At 72.6% G+C, this 15,698-nt stretch carries 14 protein-coding genes; 6 read left to right on the forward strand and 8 right to left on the reverse strand.

What is annotated here, in order from left to right; genetic code table 11:
* Positions 1 to 11: 11 nt before the first annotated feature.
* The 7 genes from ABD340_RS04400 to ABD340_RS04430 all read right to left on the reverse strand — a co-directional run bounded on the left by ABD340_RS04400 (position 12) and on the right by ABD340_RS04430 (position 7,381).
* Entirely contained in the window at positions 12 to 1,136 is a 1,125-nt protein-coding gene (locus tag ABD340_RS04400; protein ID WP_344587119.1) for a 5-methyltetrahydropteroyltriglutamate--homocysteine S-methyltransferase, read from the reverse strand.
* Positions 1,137 to 1,152: 16 nt separating this feature from the next.
* Positions 1,153 to 2,175 carry a branched-chain amino acid ABC transporter permease gene (locus ABD340_RS04405; RefSeq protein WP_344587120.1) on the reverse strand — a complete coding sequence of 341 codons (1,023 nt, stop codon included), beginning with the start codon at positions 2,173 to 2,175 and terminating at the stop codon, positions 1,153 to 1,155.
* Entirely contained in the window at positions 2,172 to 3,032 is an 861-nt protein-coding gene (locus ABD340_RS04410; protein ID WP_344587121.1) for a branched-chain amino acid ABC transporter permease, read from the reverse strand. Before ABD340_RS04410 ends, ABD340_RS04405 begins: the two co-directional genes overlap by 4 nt.
* The gene (locus ABD340_RS04415) at positions 3,025 to 3,696 is read right to left on the reverse strand and encodes an ABC transporter ATP-binding protein (protein ID WP_344587122.1); all 672 of its coding nucleotides are present in this window, start codon (positions 3,694 to 3,696) and stop codon (positions 3,025 to 3,027) included. The genes ABD340_RS04410 and ABD340_RS04415 overlap by 8 nt, the downstream gene beginning before the upstream one ends.
* Entirely contained in the window at positions 3,693 to 4,454 is a 762-nt protein-coding gene (locus ABD340_RS04420; protein ID WP_344587123.1) for an ABC transporter ATP-binding protein, read from the reverse strand. The genes ABD340_RS04415 and ABD340_RS04420 overlap by 4 nt, the downstream gene beginning before the upstream one ends.
* Before the next feature lie 4 nt (positions 4,455 to 4,458).
* On the reverse strand, positions 4,459 to 5,631 hold the full coding sequence (locus ABD340_RS04425; RefSeq protein ID WP_344587124.1) for an ABC transporter substrate-binding protein: 1,173 nt from the start codon (positions 5,629 to 5,631) through the stop codon (positions 4,459 to 4,461).
* Positions 5,632 to 5,830: 199 nt separating this feature from the next.
* Positions 5,831 to 7,381 carry an acyl-CoA synthetase gene (locus ABD340_RS04430; RefSeq protein WP_344587125.1) on the reverse strand — a complete coding sequence of 517 codons (1,551 nt, stop codon included), beginning with the start codon at positions 7,379 to 7,381 and terminating at the stop codon, positions 5,831 to 5,833.
* A gap of 150 nt (positions 7,382 to 7,531) precedes the next feature.
* Here ABD340_RS04430 and ABD340_RS04435 point away from each other — a divergent pair, with 150 nt between their 5' ends.
* The gene (locus tag ABD340_RS04435; protein ID WP_344587126.1) at positions 7,532 to 8,440 is read left to right on the forward strand and encodes a PaaX family transcriptional regulator; all 909 of its coding nucleotides are present in this window, start codon (positions 7,532 to 7,534) and stop codon (positions 8,438 to 8,440) included.
* Here the strand turns inward: ABD340_RS04435 and ABD340_RS04440 are convergent.
* Entirely contained in the window at positions 8,435 to 9,604 is a 1,170-nt protein-coding gene (locus ABD340_RS04440; RefSeq protein WP_344587127.1) for a serine hydrolase domain-containing protein, read from the reverse strand. The two genes, ABD340_RS04435 and ABD340_RS04440, sit on opposite strands and share 6 nt — an antisense overlap.
* A 152-nt stretch (positions 9,605 to 9,756) precedes the next feature.
* Here ABD340_RS04440 and ABD340_RS04445 point away from each other — a divergent pair, with 152 nt between their 5' ends.
* From ABD340_RS04445 to glpK, 5 genes are all read left to right on the forward strand, one after another.
* Entirely contained in the window at positions 9,757 to 10,530 is a 774-nt protein-coding gene (locus ABD340_RS04445; protein WP_344587128.1) for a cyclase family protein, read from the forward strand.
* Positions 10,527 to 12,260: a thiamine pyrophosphate-binding protein gene (locus ABD340_RS04450; RefSeq protein WP_344587129.1), complete on the forward strand. Its 1,734-nt coding sequence runs from the start codon at positions 10,527 to 10,529 to the stop codon at positions 12,258 to 12,260. The genes ABD340_RS04445 and ABD340_RS04450 overlap by 4 nt, the downstream gene beginning before the upstream one ends.
* 68 nt (positions 12,261 to 12,328) lie before the next feature.
* Complete coding sequence (gene alc, locus ABD340_RS04455; protein ID WP_344587130.1) at positions 12,329 to 13,486, forward strand: allantoicase; 1,158 nt, start codon at positions 12,329 to 12,331, stop codon at positions 13,484 to 13,486.
* Positions 13,487 to 13,761: 275 nt separating this feature from the next.
* Positions 13,762 to 14,589 carry an MIP/aquaporin family protein gene (locus ABD340_RS04460; RefSeq protein WP_344587131.1) on the forward strand — a complete coding sequence of 276 codons (828 nt, stop codon included), beginning with the start codon at positions 13,762 to 13,764 and terminating at the stop codon, positions 14,587 to 14,589.
* A 27-nt stretch (positions 14,590 to 14,616) separates the two neighbouring features.
* Positions 14,617 to 15,698: glycerol kinase GlpK (gene glpK / locus ABD340_RS04465; protein WP_344587132.1), on the forward strand; the 1,082-nt coding region annotated here is incomplete at its 3' end.

Below are 15,698 nucleotides of genomic sequence, written 5' to 3' on the forward strand. Positions count from 1 at the left end.
TCGATCTTGTTTCAGCCCCAGATCTCCGCCGCGGTCTCCACGATCAGGGCCAGCTTGGCCATCTGCTGGTCGTAGCTGAGCTCGTTGCCCTCGACGGTGGAGGAGAAGCCGCACTGGGGCGACAGGCACAGCCGCTCCACCGGCACGAACCGGCTCGCCTCCTCGATGCGGCGCTTGAGCTCGTCCTTGCTCTCCAGGACGGGGGTCTTGGTCGTGACCAGCCCGAGCACGACCGTCTTCCCCTCCGGCACGAACCGCAGCGGCTCGAACCCGCCCGAGCGCTCGTCGTCGAACTCCAGGAAGAACCCGTCCACCTGCAACTCCCCGAACAGCGCCTCGGCGACGAAGTCGTAGCCGCCCTGCGCCGTCCACGCGGAGCGGAAGTTGCCCCGGCACATGTGGGTGGTGACCCGCATGCCCTCCGGCCGCCCGGCCAGCGCGCCGTTGATCTGCTGGATGTAGCGCAGGTGCAGGTGGTCGGCGTCGTCCCCGCGCGCATTGATCATCGCGCGCTGCTCGGGGTCGTTGAGGTAGGCCAGGCTGGTGTCGTCGAACTGCAGGTAGCGGCAGCCGAGCTCGCCGACCCGGCGGACCTGCTCGGCGTACGCGGCGGCCAGGTCCGACCAGAACTCCTCGACGTCCGGATAGACCGAGGTGTCGATCGAGGCCGGGCCGCCCCGGTAGTGGACCATGTTGGGGGAGGGGATCGTCAGCTTCGGCGTGACGCCCGTCCCCTCGGTCAGGTCGCGCAGGTAGGCGAAGTCGTCGGCGAAGACGGTCTCCTCGAGCCGGATCCGGTCGTGCACCCGCAGCGCCGCGCTGGTGAACTCGATGTCGCCCTTGCCGCTGTGGAACCGCACCTTGATCTTCTCGTCGGCGGGGCTGATCCCGCCCAGCCGGTAGATGAAGTCCATGTGCCACGAGGTGCGCCGGAACTCGCCGTCGGTGGCCGACCGCAGCCCGGCCGCGCGCTGGGCCGCCACCACCGAACGGACCGCCTCGTCCTCGGCCCGGCGCAGCTCCTCGTCCTTGATCTTGCCGTCCGCGTGGTCGGCGCGGGCGCTGAGCAGCTCCCGCGGCCGCAGGAGGCTCCCGACGTGGTCCGCCCGGAACGGCGGCGTGTCTCTCAGGGCCATGATGCTCCCTCTCGTTTCAAGCGGCTCCCGATGCCCGGGAGGACAACCGGGCCCGCACGGCCGGCACCAGGCCGCCGGGCATGAACAGCACGGCGGCGATGAGCAGCACCGAGTAGACCGCGTAGGACAGCACGCTCGGCGCGTAGCTCGGCATTCCCTCCATCGTGCCGACGTTGTTGAGCAGCTGGACCAGCAGGGTGATCGCGGTGGCGCCGGCCAGCGCGCCCCAGATCGTGCCCAGCCCCCCGACGACCGCCATCACCACGTACTCGATGGACAGCAGCACCGGGAACGAGCCGGGCGCGATGTAGCCCACGTAGTAGGCGTAGATGCCGCCGGCCAGCCCGGCGAACGCCGCCGACAGCGCGAACACCGCCAGCTTGGCGCGGCCCACGGCCACGCCCGCCGACTCGGCCGCGACCTCGCTGGTCGCCAGCGCGCGCAGGCCCCGTCCCTGCCGGGACTCGATCACGTTGCGGGCGATCAGCACCACCACCGCCACCGCGGCCCAGGTGATGAACGCGTACCCGCGGTCGCTCTCCAGCTCCGCCGAGCCCGCGCCCAGCCGCGGGATGCCCTGCAGGCCGATGCTGCCGCCGAGGAAGCCCAGCTCGCCCGCCAGCGACAGGAGGATGAGCTGGGTGGCCAGCGTCGCGAACGCCAGGTGGTGGCCGCGCAGCCGCAGCAGCGGGATCCCGATGACGACCGCGAACGCGGCGGCCACCAGCGGCGCCGCGGCCAGCCCGAGCAGCCGCGGCATCCCGTGCACGCTCGTCAGCCCGGCGGTGTAGCCGCCGATCGCGTAGAAGGCGGCCTGCCCGAGCGACACCTGCCCGGCGTACCCCATGAGCAGCGACACCCCGACGGTGACCATCGCGGCCAGGCCCAGCAGGATGAACACCGACAGCCGGCCCTCGCCGAGCGTGGCCGACAGCACCATGGTCAGCACGAACAGCCCCGCCAGGTGCGGCAGCCGGATCCCGGCCTCCTCACCCTGCCCGCGCAGCCGCGCCAGCAGGCCCGGCAGCCCTCCGCTCATGGGGTTTCCTCCTGCAGCGCGGGAGTGCGGACGGCCTGCCAGATCATGATGGCGAGCATCAGGCCCAGCGCGACCTCGATCTGGTAGGACGCCTTGCCGTACCCGGCCACCATCGCCTCCGCCACGCCCAGCACCAGCCCGCCGGCCAGCGCCGCGCCGGGGCGCAGCAGCCCGCCGAAGACGGCCGCGGCGAACCCGTTGACGATGAGCGTCACGTCCGAGTCGAACGAGATCGGCTGCAGCGGCGTCACCAGCACCCCGGCGATGCCGCCCAGCGCGCCGCCGAGCCCGAACGCCAGCAGCCCCATCCGCCGCACGTCGATGCCCACGATCCGGGCCGCGTACGGGTTGGACGCGCACGCGGTCAGCCCCTTGCCCGCGTAGGTGCGGCCGAAGAACAGCGCCAGCGCCGCGAACGTCACCGCCGTGACCGCGATGACCAGCAGGTACTGCTTCTGCACGGTCGCGCCCGCGATGGTGAACGACCCGCGCAGCCCGGGGAACGAGCGCGGCTGGTCGCCCCAGATCATCACCTCGACGGCGTAGGCGAGGATGCCGATGCCGAGCGTGATGATGAGCGAGGACAGCGGGGAGGTGCCGGGCCGGCCGATCGCCAATAGCCCGACCAGCAGCCCCGCCCCGACCGCGACCGCCACCGCGGCGATCTCCGCGACGCCGTGCGGCAGGCCGGCCTCCAGGAACGAGGACGCGCTCAGCCCCGCGACGACGGCGAACATGGCCTGGGCGAAGTTGACCACCCGGGTGACCCGGTGGATCGCCACCAGCCCGCTGCCGATCAGCGCGAACCCGCAGCCCACCGCGAGCCCGTTGATCAGGTAACTCAGAAAGTCACTCATGGGACTCCTGGATGGGGCCGCCGAGGTAGGCGCCCTCCACCTCGGGGCTGCGGGCCAGCTCGTCCGAGCGCCCCTCGGCGACGATCCGCCCGGCCTCCAGGACGTATGCGCGCGAGCACAGGTCGAAGGCCAGCCGGGCGTTCTGCTCGATCAGCAGCACGGCGGTGCCGTGCTCGGCGTTCAGCTCGCGCAGATGGCGGGCCAGATCGGCGATGACCAGCGGCGCCAGGCCCAGCGACAGCTCGTCCACCGCGATCACCTCGGGCCGGGCCATCAGCGCCCGGCCGACCGCGACCATCTGCTGCTCGCCGCCCGACAGGGTGCCGCCGCGCCGGTCCCGGAGCCGTTTCAGGCCGGGCAGCAGCTCGTACACCGCGGCGGTGTCGCGGTCCTTGACGCGCCAGGCGCCCAGCCGCAGGTTGTCCTCCACGGTCAGGTCCGGGAACAGCTGGCGGCCCTCGGGCACGTGCGCGAACCGGCCGGTGACCCGGACCGTTCCCGAGGCGGGCGGCACGATCCCCGACAGGGTGTCGACCAGCGTGGACTTCCCGGCGCCGTTGGGGCCGACCAGGGCGACCATCTCGCCCTCGCGCACGGTGAGCGACACCCGGTCCAGCGCGGTGGCCGACCCGTACCGGACGGTCAGCTCCTCGACCTCGATCACGTGGCGACCTCTTCGCCGAGGTAGGCGGCGATGACGCGCGGATCGGACCGGATCTCCTCGGGGGCGCCGTCGGCGATCACCCGGCCCAGGTCGAGCACCGTGATCCGGTCGGCCAGCCGGGTCACCATCGCCACATCGTGCTCCACCAGCATGATCGTCAGCCCGGCCCGGCGGAGCTCGGCGATGAGGTCGGCCAGCGCCTCCCGCTCGGCGGCGCGCAGCCCGGAGGCGGGCTCGTCCAGCAGCAGCAGCTCGGGCTCGGCGCACAGCGCGCGGGCCAGCTGCATCGAGCGCTGCTGGCCCAGCGGCAGCGACTCGGCCGGACGGTCCGCCCAGCCGGACAGGCCGACCCTGGCCAGCGCCGCGTCCGCCCTGGCGCGGATCAGCCGCTCCTCCCGGAAGTGCCCGGGCAGCCGCAGCGCGGCCGTCCAGAACCCGGCGCGGGTGCCGGCGTGCGCGCCGACCATGACGTTCTCGCGCACCGACATGCCGCGGAACACCCGGGCGGCCTGGAAGACGATCGCGATGCCCAGCGCCGCCCGGGAGTGCGCGGGCAGCCGCCCGAGCCGCCGGCCGCGCAGCGCGATCGTCCCCTGGTCGGGGCGCAGATGCCCGGCGATCAGGTTGAACAGCGTGGACTTGCCCGCGCCGTTGGGGCCGATGATGCCGCGCAGCTCGCGCTGGCCGACGGTCAGGTCGACGTCGCGGACGGCGTAGACGCCGCCGAAGTGGCGGGAGACCCCTTCGAGCCGGAGCACCCCCTCACCCGCCGCCGACGGTCTTGGCCAGCTGCTCCTTGGCCCAGTCGGTGGGGACGAACTGGCCGTTCTTGACGGTGTTGACCGAGATGTACTCGGGGGACAGGCCGGAGTGGTCGGTCGCGGAGTAGCGGAACCGGCCGTTGGGCGTGACCAGGTCCATGGTCTCCAGCGCCTTCTGGACCTTCGCGGCGTCGGTGCCGCCCGCCTTCTTGATCGCCTCGAACAGCAGCAGCGCCGCGCTGTAGCCGTCCTGCGCGAACTGCGGCGGGGCGTAGCCGTGCTTCCGCTTGTACGGCCCGGCCAGCTGGTCGATGATCTGCTTCTGCGGGCCGGCCGGCAGATGGTCGCCGACCACGCCGATCGCGCTCTGCACGGTGATGCCCTCGGCGGCCGCGCCCACCGGCTTCAGCCACAGCGTGCTGGCCTGGGACGCGGTGAGCATCAGCGGGATTCTGACACCGGACGCGACGTACTGCTTGGTGACCGTGACGCCGGGCGCGCCGGTGCCCCAGAACAGGAACGCCTGCGCCCCGGAGTCCTTGATCCGGGTGAAGATCGGGCTGAAGTCGCCGGTGGTGGTCTCGTACGACTCGTCCTTGACCACCCGCACCCCGTACTTGGGGGCGAGCTGGAGGGTGGACTCGTGCCCGGCCACCGAATAGCCGCTCTTGCTGTCGTGCGCCACCGCGATCTTGGTGATCTTCTCGTGCTGGAAGTACTGCAGGTAGCGCTCGGCGTACATGGCCGACAGCGCGGGGGTGACGAACACGTACGACTTGATCGGCTTGACCTGCTCGGTGGCGGGCGCCAGCGACAGGTAGGGGATCTTGTCGCGCTGCGCGATGGGCTCGGCGGCCAGCGCGGAGTTGGAGAACACCGGGCCGAGCACGGCGTCGACGTCGCGCTTGATCGCGTTGAGCGCGAGCACCGCCTGGTCGGGCTGGGTCTTGTCGTCCCGGAACACGATCTCGATCTTGCGGCCGAGCACCCCGCCCTTGGCGTTGAACTGCTCGACGGCCAGCTCCACCGCCTTCTTGTCCTCGGTGCCCAGCGGCGCGTAGTTGCCGGTGAGCGAGGTGATCAGCCCGACCTTGATCGGGCCGGAGCCGCCCCCGGAGGAGTCGCCGCAGGCGGCGGCGAGGGAGAGCAGGAGGGGGACGGAGACCAGCGCCACCGCGCGGAGCGGTGCCGCCCTCTCACGGGATCGGCGGGGGGCGGGACGTCGCACGGCTACCTCCGGGGAAGTGGCGCGGCTCACCGGGCGCCTCCTGAATCTAGGCACCCTCCCTACCCCGGTCAAGATTCTGCCCACGGTGCTCTGCACCTTCTCTCGGTCGGTCCGGACGTGGATTCGGGGGTGGATCCGGGCCTGCTCAGGGGTTGCCGAAGTCGGCGCGCAGCGGCTGCTTGAGCAGCTTGCCGGCACCGTTGCGGGGCAGTGCTCCGGTGAACACCACCGACTTGGGGATCTTGTAGGCGGCCAGCCGTCCGGCCAGTGCGGCCAGCAGGTCCTCGGCGGTCGGCGCGGAGCCGGGACGGGCCACCACGACGGCGCGGCCGACCTCGCCCCACTCGTCGTCGGGCACCCCGATGACCGCGCACTCCAGCACGTCGGGATGGGTGAGCAGGGCGTGTTCCACCTCGGCCGGGTAGACGTTCTCCCCGCCGGAGATGAACATGTCCTTGATCCGGTCGACGATGTGGGCGTACCCGTCCTCGTCGACCCGGGCCGCGTCGCCGCTGCGGAACCAGCCGTCGGTGAAAGCCGCGGCGCTCTCCGCCGGCAGCCCCCAGTAGCCGCGGAACACGTGCGGGCCGCGGACGACGACCTCGCCGATCTCGCCGGGCCCGGTGGGACGCAGCCCCGGCTCGTCCGGCGCGACCACTCGCACGTCGCTGAAGAAGTGCTGCACGCCCGCCGACCCGGCCTTGCTCTCGGCGTGCTCGGCGTCCAGGAACAGCACCCCGGGCGCGGCCTCGGTCATGCCGTACCCCTGCAGGAACGTCAGCCCGCGCTCGCCGTAGGCCGCGATGAGGGTGGGCGGCACGGGCGCGCCGCCGCAGGTGAGGATGCGCAGCGACGACAGATCCGCGCCCTCCCACCGGGGTGAGCGGGCGACCTGCTGGAACATCGTCGGCACCCCGAACATGAACGTGACCCGGTGCTTCTCGATCAGGTCGAAGGTGGCCTCGGGGTCGAACCCGGCGACCAGCACGCACCGGCCGCCCTTGAGCAGCACGGGCAGGGTGAGCATGTTCAGCCCGGCGGTATGGAACAGGGGCGCCGACACCAGCGCCACCTCGTCGGCGACCAGGTCGTGGTCGATGAGCACGTTGACCGCGTTCCAGATGATGTTGCCGTGGGTGAGCATGGCGCCCTTGGGGCGCCCGGAGGTACCGGACGTGTACATGATCATGCAGAGGTCGTCCGGGCCGACCGCCTCGTCGATCCGGTCGGCGGCGCCCCCGGCCAGCAGGTCCTCGTAGTCCTGGTGGTCCTGGTAGTCCTGGAAGTACTGTGCGCCCGCGCCGTCCACCGCGACGAAGGACCGGACCGGCGCCCCGGCGCGCAGCTCGTCCGCCAGCCCGGCGTGCGCGGGCCCGCAGACGAGCACCGAGGTGCCGGAGTCGGCGAGCTGGTAGGCGATCTCCGGCGCGGCCAGCCGGGTGTTCAGGGGAACGAACACCGCGCCCAGCGCCCCGGCGGCGAACAGCGTCTCCAGGAACGAGGGGTGGTTGGGGCCGAGGTAGGCGACCCGGTCGCCGCGCCGCACCCCGAGCGAGCGGAGACCGTGCGCCAGGCGGGTGACGCGTTCGTCAAGGTCGGCGTAGGCGAGGGTCCGGCCGTCGTGGACGAGGGCGGTGCGGCGGGGCGTCTTGCGGGCCCGGCGGGCGGGCCAGGAACCGAGTCCCTCGTTGTGCATCGGAGCTCCCTGGATCAACGATCAGGAGTCGGGGCGAAACGGGCTGAGACCGGTGTGCTGGGCGGGGCTGGAGTAGTGCGAAAATAGGCGGATTAATTGCAGCAGTCAATAATCTGCACAACATCGTTGCCACGCCCTTACCCTGACCGCATGGGAGCCGAATCCTTGGACCGTCCCGCCCCGTCCCCGCGGCCCCAGTCGCTGATGCTGACCTTTCTGGGAAACTACGTCCTGAGGCGCGACATCGCGGTGTTCTCCGGCAGTTTCATCGAGGTTTTCGGGCGCCTGGGGGTGGGCGAGCACGCGATCCGCTCGACCCTCACCCGGATGGCCGGCCGCGGGCTGCTGGCGCGTCACCGGCGGGGCCGCCGCATGCACTTCGGGCTCACCGGCCGCTCGGAGCGGATCCTGCTGGACGGCGAGGCGCGGGTGTGGCGGCGCGGCGCGGTCAACGACGACTGGGACGGCCGCTGGACCGTGCTGTCGTTCTCCATGCCGGAGTCGTGGCAGCGGCAGCGGCACGACCTGCGCTCCCGACTGGTCTGGGCGGGCTTCGGCCCGCTGGGCAACGGCATCTGGATCGCCCCGTCCCTGGTCGGGGTCGACCAGGTGATCGCGCCCGGCGGCGAGGACCTCGGCCTCACCGGACGGGTCAAGGTCTTCCACGGCACCGCCGAGGAGCCGACCGACGTGGGCGCGATGATCCGGGACGCGTTCGACCTCGACGGGCTGGCCGCCGGATACCGCGCGTTCCTGGACCGCTGGGACCGTCCCGAGCCGCTTCCCGGCGCGCCCGACGACCTGGCCCGCTTCCTGTGGATGATGACCGAGTGGCTCGGCCTGGTCCGGGTCGACCCGCGGCTGCCGGTCGAGCACCTGCCGGAAGAGTGGCCGGCGGTGCGCGCCCAGGAGGTGCTGCACCGGCTGCGCGAGCGGTACGAGCGCGGCGCCAGGGCCGTCGCCGACGAGGTCATCGAGTACGTCCCGGTGCCCTGCCCGCGGCTCGCGGCTCCGGAACGGGCAGGGGCGGCGCGGCCCGCGGCACGCGGGCCATCATGACCGCGGGACCCCCGGCCTTGAGGACGCGCGGGTGCGGGCCACTTCCGCGGCCACGGCGCGGAACGCGGCTTCGGTCTCGTCCTCGCCGATGATCGTCGCCAGCGTCGACTTCACGATGACCACCTCGCGCTTGGGGGAGACGTAGATGTGCTGCCCGGCCAGGCCGGTGGCCATGAAATCACCGTTCTCGCCCACCCACCAGTGCAGGCCGTAGTCCTTGTTGAAGGAGGCCGACGGCCGGGTGGACTCCCTCACCCACGACTCGGGTACGACCTGCCGCCCGTCGGCCCTGCCGCCGCGCAGGTAGAGCAGCCCGAACCGGGCGTAGTCGCGGTCGGTGGCGTAGTAGCAGCAGTAGCCCATGCTGTTGCCGTTGGAGTCGTTGCCCAGTTGGACGGTCGCCTCCATGCCGGCGGGCTGCCACAGCTTCTGCTCGACGTACCGGTGGTAGGGGACGCCGGTGGTCCGGCTGACCAGCCAGGCCAGCACGAAGGAGTTCATCGAGGTGTACTCGAACCGGCTGCCCGGCTTCCAGGCGCGCTTGCGGAGCTTGGCCATGGCCGGAAGCGGCGAGCCGAGGCTGGCGGCGACGTGCACGGGCGGCACGTCGAAGTACTCGTTCCAGGCGATGCCGGACGACATCCGCAGCAGGTCGCGGATGGACACGCCGTCGAAGCCGGACCCGGCCAGCTCCGGCAGGTACTTGGTGACCGGGTCGGCGATGGAGTCGATCGCACCCTCGCCCAGCGCGACGCCGACCGCGGCGGAGGTGAACGACTTGGCCACCGACCACGACTGGAAGCGGGTGTCGCGGTCGGCCAGCGAGTAGCGTTCGAAGACCACCTCCTGGCCGCGGGCGGCGTCGAGGACGACGAACCCCTGGGTGCCGGTCGTGGCGAGGAACTGTTCGAGCGTGCGCTTCCGCCCTTTGTGGGTGTAAGTGACGTTCAGCCTGCGCGGCGCGTCGCGCAGCACCACCGGGTGCCGGGACGGGTGAAGCATGTCGAAGCCCCGCGTCGCCTCCATGGTGGCCCTGGACGGCGGGGCGGGCGGCGGACCGGCCTGGACGGCGGGTGCGGTACTGAAGACCAGAGCCGTCGCGGCGGCGACGGCTCCGGCGGCGAGTGCTCTGCGGCGCAACGTGGACCTCCCGGGCATGATCATCAGTGCTGATGATCATGCCCAGGTCGCGCGCGGATGACTCCGGAGAGCGAAGGCGCGTGTGCGACGATCCGCGTGCCGGGTTCTGTGGCCGGGCACACGATCACCCGGTACGTTCGGGGCAGCGCCGCCCCGTGCCCGTGGAGGGAACACCGATGTCCGTGCTCGCCGAACTGCTCGCCGCCCTCGCCGACGGATCGGCGGAGGTGGTCGACCTGACCGCGCCGCTGTCGGAGTCGACGCCGATCCTCCAGCTGCCCGAGCCGTTCGCCAACACCGTGCCGTTCTCGCTGAGCGAGATCAGCCGCTACGACGACCGCGGTCCGGCCTGGTACTGGAACGACATCCGGACCGGCGAGCACGTGGGCACCCACTTCGACGCCCCGGTGCACTGGATCACCGGCCGCGACGGCGAGGACGTCTCGCAGGTCGCGCCGCGCCGCCTGGTGGCGCCCGCGGTGGTGCTGGACGCCTCCGCGCACGTGAGCGCCGACGACGACTTCCTGCTCCAGGTCGACCACGTGCGGGAGTGGGAGGAGCGGCACGGCCCGCTGCCCGAGGGCGGCTGGCTGCTCTACCGCACCGGCTGGGACGCCCGCGGCGCCGACCAGGACACCTTCCTCAACGCCGACGAGAACGGCCCGCACACGCCGGGGATCTCCGCCGAATGCGCGCGCTGGCTGGCGCAGGAGACGCCGATCATCGGGCTGGGGGTGGAGACCGTGGGCACCGACGCGGGCGCCGCGCACTCCTTCGAGCCGCCCTTCCCGTGCCACTCCTACTTCCTGGGCGCGGGCAAGTACGGCCTCACCCAGCTGCGCAACCTCGACGCGCTGCCGGTGCGCGGTGCGGTCCTGGTCGCCGCCCCGCTGCCCATCGTCGGCGGCTCCGGCAGCCCCGCCCGCGTCCTGGCGCTGGTGGAACGATGACGGAGCGGGCGACCACCGTCGCCGAGGCGGTGGGCGCCGCGCTCGTCCGGCTCGGCGCGGACACCGTCTTCGGCGTGGTCGGCAGCGGCAACTTCCACGTCACCAACGCCCTGATCGCCGGGGGCGCGCGGTTCGTCGCGGCCCGGCACGAGGGCGGCGCCGCCACGATGGCCGACGCGTACGCGCGGGTCTCCGGCGGGCTCGGCGTGCTGTCGGTCCACCAGGGACCGGGGCTGACCAACGCGCTCACCGGGATCACCGAGGCGGCCAAGAGCCGCACGCCGCTGCTGGTGCTGACCGGCGAGGTCGCCGCGGGGGCGGTGCGCTCCAACTTCCGCGTCGACCAGGCGGCCCTGGCCGCGGGGGTCGGCGCGGTCCCCGAACGGGTGCACTCGCCGCGCACCGCGCTGGCCGACGTCGCCCGCGCCTGCCGCACGGCCGTGGCCGAGCGCCGCACCGTGGTCCTCGGCCTCCCGCTGGACGTCCAGGCCGCCGCCTACACCGGCGCGGAGGCGGTGGACCGTCCCGTGCCCCGCCCGGCGGTGCGCTCCACGCCCGCCGCCGCGCCGCCGCGGGACGTCTTCGCTTCTCCCGCGCGGGTGCCGTTCCTGCCGGTGCCGTCGCCCGCCGCGATCTCGCGGCTGGCCGACGCGCTGGCCGCGGCCGAGCGCCCGGTGTTCATCGCCGGGCGCGGCGCCCGGCTCAGCGGCGCCCGGGAACCGCTGCGGGCCCTGGCCGAACGCTGCGGCGCGCTGCTGGCCACCTCGGCGGTCGCCCGCGGGATGTTCCTCGGCGACCCCTACGACCTGGACGTCAGCGGCGGGTTCGCCACCCCGGCCGCCGCCGAGCTGATCGCCGGGGCGGACCTGCTGGTCGGCTGGGGCGCGTCGCTGAACATGTGGACGCTGAGGCACGGCGCCCTGGTCGGGAAGGGCGCCACGGTCGTCCAGGTCGACCTGGACCCGCAGGCGCTCGGCGCGCACCGCACCGTCGACCTCAGCCTGATCGGGGACGTGGCCGAGACCGCCCGCGCCGCCGCGGCCGAGCTGGAGGCCCGCGACCACGCCTCCCCGGGCTACCGCTCGTCCGGCCTGGCGGAGCGGCTGTCGCGCGAGCGCCGCTGGCGCGACCACCCCTACGACGACGACTCCGACGGGTCCCGGCTCGACCCGCGCACGCTGTCGATCGCCCTGGACGACCTGCTGCCCGCCGAGCGCACCGTCGCCGTCGACTCCGGCAACTTCATGGGCTATCCCGCGATGTTCCTGGACGTCCCGGACGCCGACGGGCTGGTGTTCACCCAGGCGTTCCAGTCGGTCGGGCTCGGCCTGGCCACCGCGATCGGCGCGGCGCTGGCCCGTCCCGACCGGCTCACCGTGGCCGCGCTCGGCGACGGCGGCGCGCTGATGTCGATCGCCGAGCTGGAGACCGCGGTGCGCCTGGGCCTGGGCCTGCTGGTGGTGGTCTACGACGACGAGGCCTACGGCGCGGAGGTGCACCACTTCGGCCCGGACGGCCACCCGCTCGGCACCGTCACCTTCCCGCCCGCCGATCTCGCCGCGATCGGGCAGGGCTTCGGCTGCCGGGCGGTCACCGTCCGCAAGCGCGAGGACCTGGGCGCGGTGGCCGACTGGCTGGCCGGGCCGCGCGACCGTCCGATGGTGGTGGACGCCAAGGTGACGTCCGGCGCCCCGTCATGGTGGCTGGAAGAGGCGTTCCGCGGCCACTAGCCGCCTATCACGGCAGGTGACCTAGTATCACCGGCGGCACGCTGATCGCGGGCCACCGAGGAGAGACGATGACCGACTTCACCGAACTGCCCGATCTGGCCGCGCGAAACCTGGGCGGCGGCGTCGTCGCCGCCAATGACGAGTTCTTCGCCGAACGGGAGAACCTGATCAAGCCCGAGCCCGCGGTGTTCACCCCGCACACCTTCGGGCACAAGGGCCAGGTGTACGACGGCTGGGAGACGCGCCGCCGCCGGGACCACGGCCACGACTGGGCGACCGTCCGGCTGGGCACGCCGGGCGTCATCCGCGGTGTGGTGGTGGACACCGCGTTCTTCACCGGCAACTACCCGGAGGCGTGCTCGGTGGAGGCCGCCTCGGTCGCCGGCTACCCCTCGCCCGAGGAGCTGGCCGCGGCCGACTGGGTCGAGGTCGTGCCGCGTTCACCGCTCGCGGGCGACACGCGCAACGTGTTCGCGGCGACGTCCGGGCAGCGGTTCACCCACGTGAGGCTGAACATCTTCCCGGACGGGGGTGTCGCGCGGCTCCGGGTGCACGGCGAGGTGCTGCCAGACCCGCGGTGGTTCGCCGGGATCCCGCTGGACCTGGCCGCGCTGCAGAACGGCGGTGTGGTGACCGACTGCTCGAACAGGTTCTACTCGGCCCCCAACAACCTGCTGCTGCCCGGCCAGGCCCGGGTCATGGGCGAGGGCTGGGAGACCGCGCGCCGCCGCGGCGGCGGCAACGACTGGGTCAACGTGCGGCTGGTCGAAGAGGGCATCGTTCGCCAGGTGGAGATCGACACGACGCACTTCAAGGGCAACGCACCCGGCTGGTTCCGGTTGACCGGCGACGGCGGCACGGAGTTGCTGCCGCGGACCCGGTTGCAGCCCGACACCCGGCACGTGTACCGGGTGCCGCCCACCGCGCCGGTGCGCGAGATCCGGGTCGACGTCTACCCCGACGGCGGATTCGCCCGGCTGCGCGTCTACGGGGACCTGACCGCCGGCGGGCGGGAGAGGGTCGGGCTGCGCTGGTACGACGCACTGCCGGCCACGCGCGCGGCGGCCGTGCTGACCGAGGACGCGGGGCTGGCCCAGGCCGCCGCCCTGCGCGTGGCCGCCGCCCGCCCGCTGCTGGACGGCGCGGGGGTCGAGCGCGCGCTCGCCGCGGCCGGTGTCGACGACGACACGGCGATCGCGGTACGCACGCTGCTCACGGGACGCTGACAGGTCGAGCCACGCCCCAGGTGGGTGGGCGGCCCTGCCGCGACGGCGCCGCCCACCGCTACCTGCGGTCACTCTCCGGGCACCGAGTGTGGCCCTGTCCATCGGGTCCGCAAAAAGATCGTCACGGTCCGCTAGGAAGGCGACGCCGTGGGGCATGTTCCCGGAGGTGAGCGCACCTTCGCGGGGGCCGGGGACGCCACACCGTACCTGACCCTTTCTCGGCGCGTTCCGACGCCATCCGGCCGTGAGATCGGCCGGACCGCCGAGGAGGAGAGATGGCGGAACGACTGGGATTTCCTCCGCTGGTCCGTGAGATGGCCGCGGAGTTCGCCGGCACGATGATCCTCATCCTGTTCGGGGTCGGAGTGGTCGCGCAGGTCGTGGCCGGAGAGCTCGGCGACCACGACAGCATCGCCTGGGCGTGGGGCATCGGCGTCACGATGGGGGTGTACGTCGCCGCCCGGCTCAGCGGCGGCCATATCAACCCCGCCGTGACCCTCGCGCTGGCGGCGTACAAACGGCTGCCCTGGGTCAAGGTGGCCCCGTACATCCTGGCGCAGTTCGCCGGGGCGTTCGTGGCGGCGCTGATCGTGCGCTGGAACTACACCGAGGTGCTGGCCAAGGCCGACCCCGGGCACACGCTCAAGACCCAGGGCGTCTTCACCACCCTGCCGGGCAACGGCGTGCTGCCGGTGAGCATGTGGGGCGGGTTCCGCGACCAGATCATCGGCACCGCGATCCTGCTGTTCGTCGTGATGGCCCTCACCGACCTGCGCAACAACCCGCCGCTGGCCAACCTCACCCCGATCGTGATCGGCCTGCTGGTGGTGGGGATCGGGATGGCGTGGGGGACCAACGCCGGCTACGCGATCAACCCGGCCCGCGACTTCGGCCCGCGGCTGGCCCAGTACCTCACCGGCTACGACAGCGCGTGGCGGGACCAGTACGGCGATCCCTATTACTGGGTGCCGATCGCGGGGCCGCTGATCGGCGGCGTGATCGGCGCGGGCCTCTACCTGCTCCTGGTCGGCCGCCACCTGCCGCCGGAGGAGGCGGCGGGCCCCGAAGACGAGCACAAGCCGGAATACGACCCGGCCTCCTGACCCGACCCGGCAGAAAGGGGTGGCCCGATGCCCGACTTCGTCGCAGCGCTCGACCAGGGCACGACCAGCACCCGGTTCATGATCTTCGATCACGGCGGCAACGAGATCGCCCGGCACCAGCTGGAGCACGAGCAGATCCTGCCGCAGGCGGGGTGGGTGGAGCACAACCCCACCGAGATCTGGGAGCGGACCCGCGCCGTCATCCAGACCACCCTCAACCAGGCGAACCTGCACCACCACGACCTGGCCGCACTGGGCATCACCAACCAGCGCGAGACCACGGTCGTGTGGAACCGGAGCACCGGCCGGCCGTACTACAACGCGATCGTGTGGCAGGACACCCGCACCGACCGGATCGCCGCCGCGCTGGAGCGGGACGGGCGCGGCCTCATCATCCGGCACCGGGCCGGCCTGCCGCCGGCCACCTACTTCTCCGGCGGGAAGATCCAGTGGATCCTGGAGAACGTCGAGGGCGTCCGGGAGGCCGCCGAGCGCGGCGAGGCGCTCTTCGGCAACATCGACACCTGGGTGCTGTGGAACCTGACCGGCGGCGTCGACGGCGGCGTGCACGTCACCGACGTCACCAACGCCAGCCGCACCATGCTGATGCACCTGGAGACCCTGGACTGGGACGACCAGCTGCTGTCGTTCTTCGGCATCCCGCGCGCCATGCTGCCGGAGATCAGGCCGTCGTCGGCGCCCGACCCGTACGGGGTGACCCGGGCGTCCGGGCCGCTGCGCGGCGAGGTGCCGCTGTCCGGCGACCTGGGCGACCAGCAGGCCGCCACCGTGGGCCAGGTGTGCTTCGCGCCCGGCGAGGCCAAGAACACCTACGGGACGGGCAACTTCCTGCTGCTCAACACCGGCACCGAGCTGGTGCGGTCCAAGGCCGGGATGCTGACCACCGTCTGCTACCGGTTCGGCGACCAGGATCCGGTGTACGCGCTGGAGGGCTCGATCGCCGTGACGGGGTCGGCGGTGCAGTGGCTGCGCGACCAGCTGGGGATCATCTCGGGCGCGGCGCAGAGCGAGACGCTGGCGCGCGAGGTCGACGACAACGGCGGCGTGTACTTCGTGCCGGCGTTCTCGGGGCTGTTCGCGCCGTACTG

The sequence above is a fragment of the Actinomadura vinacea genome (assembly GCF_039532545.1).
GTDB classification, from domain to species: domain Bacteria; phylum Actinomycetota; class Actinomycetes; order Streptosporangiales; family Streptosporangiaceae; genus Spirillospora; species Spirillospora vinacea.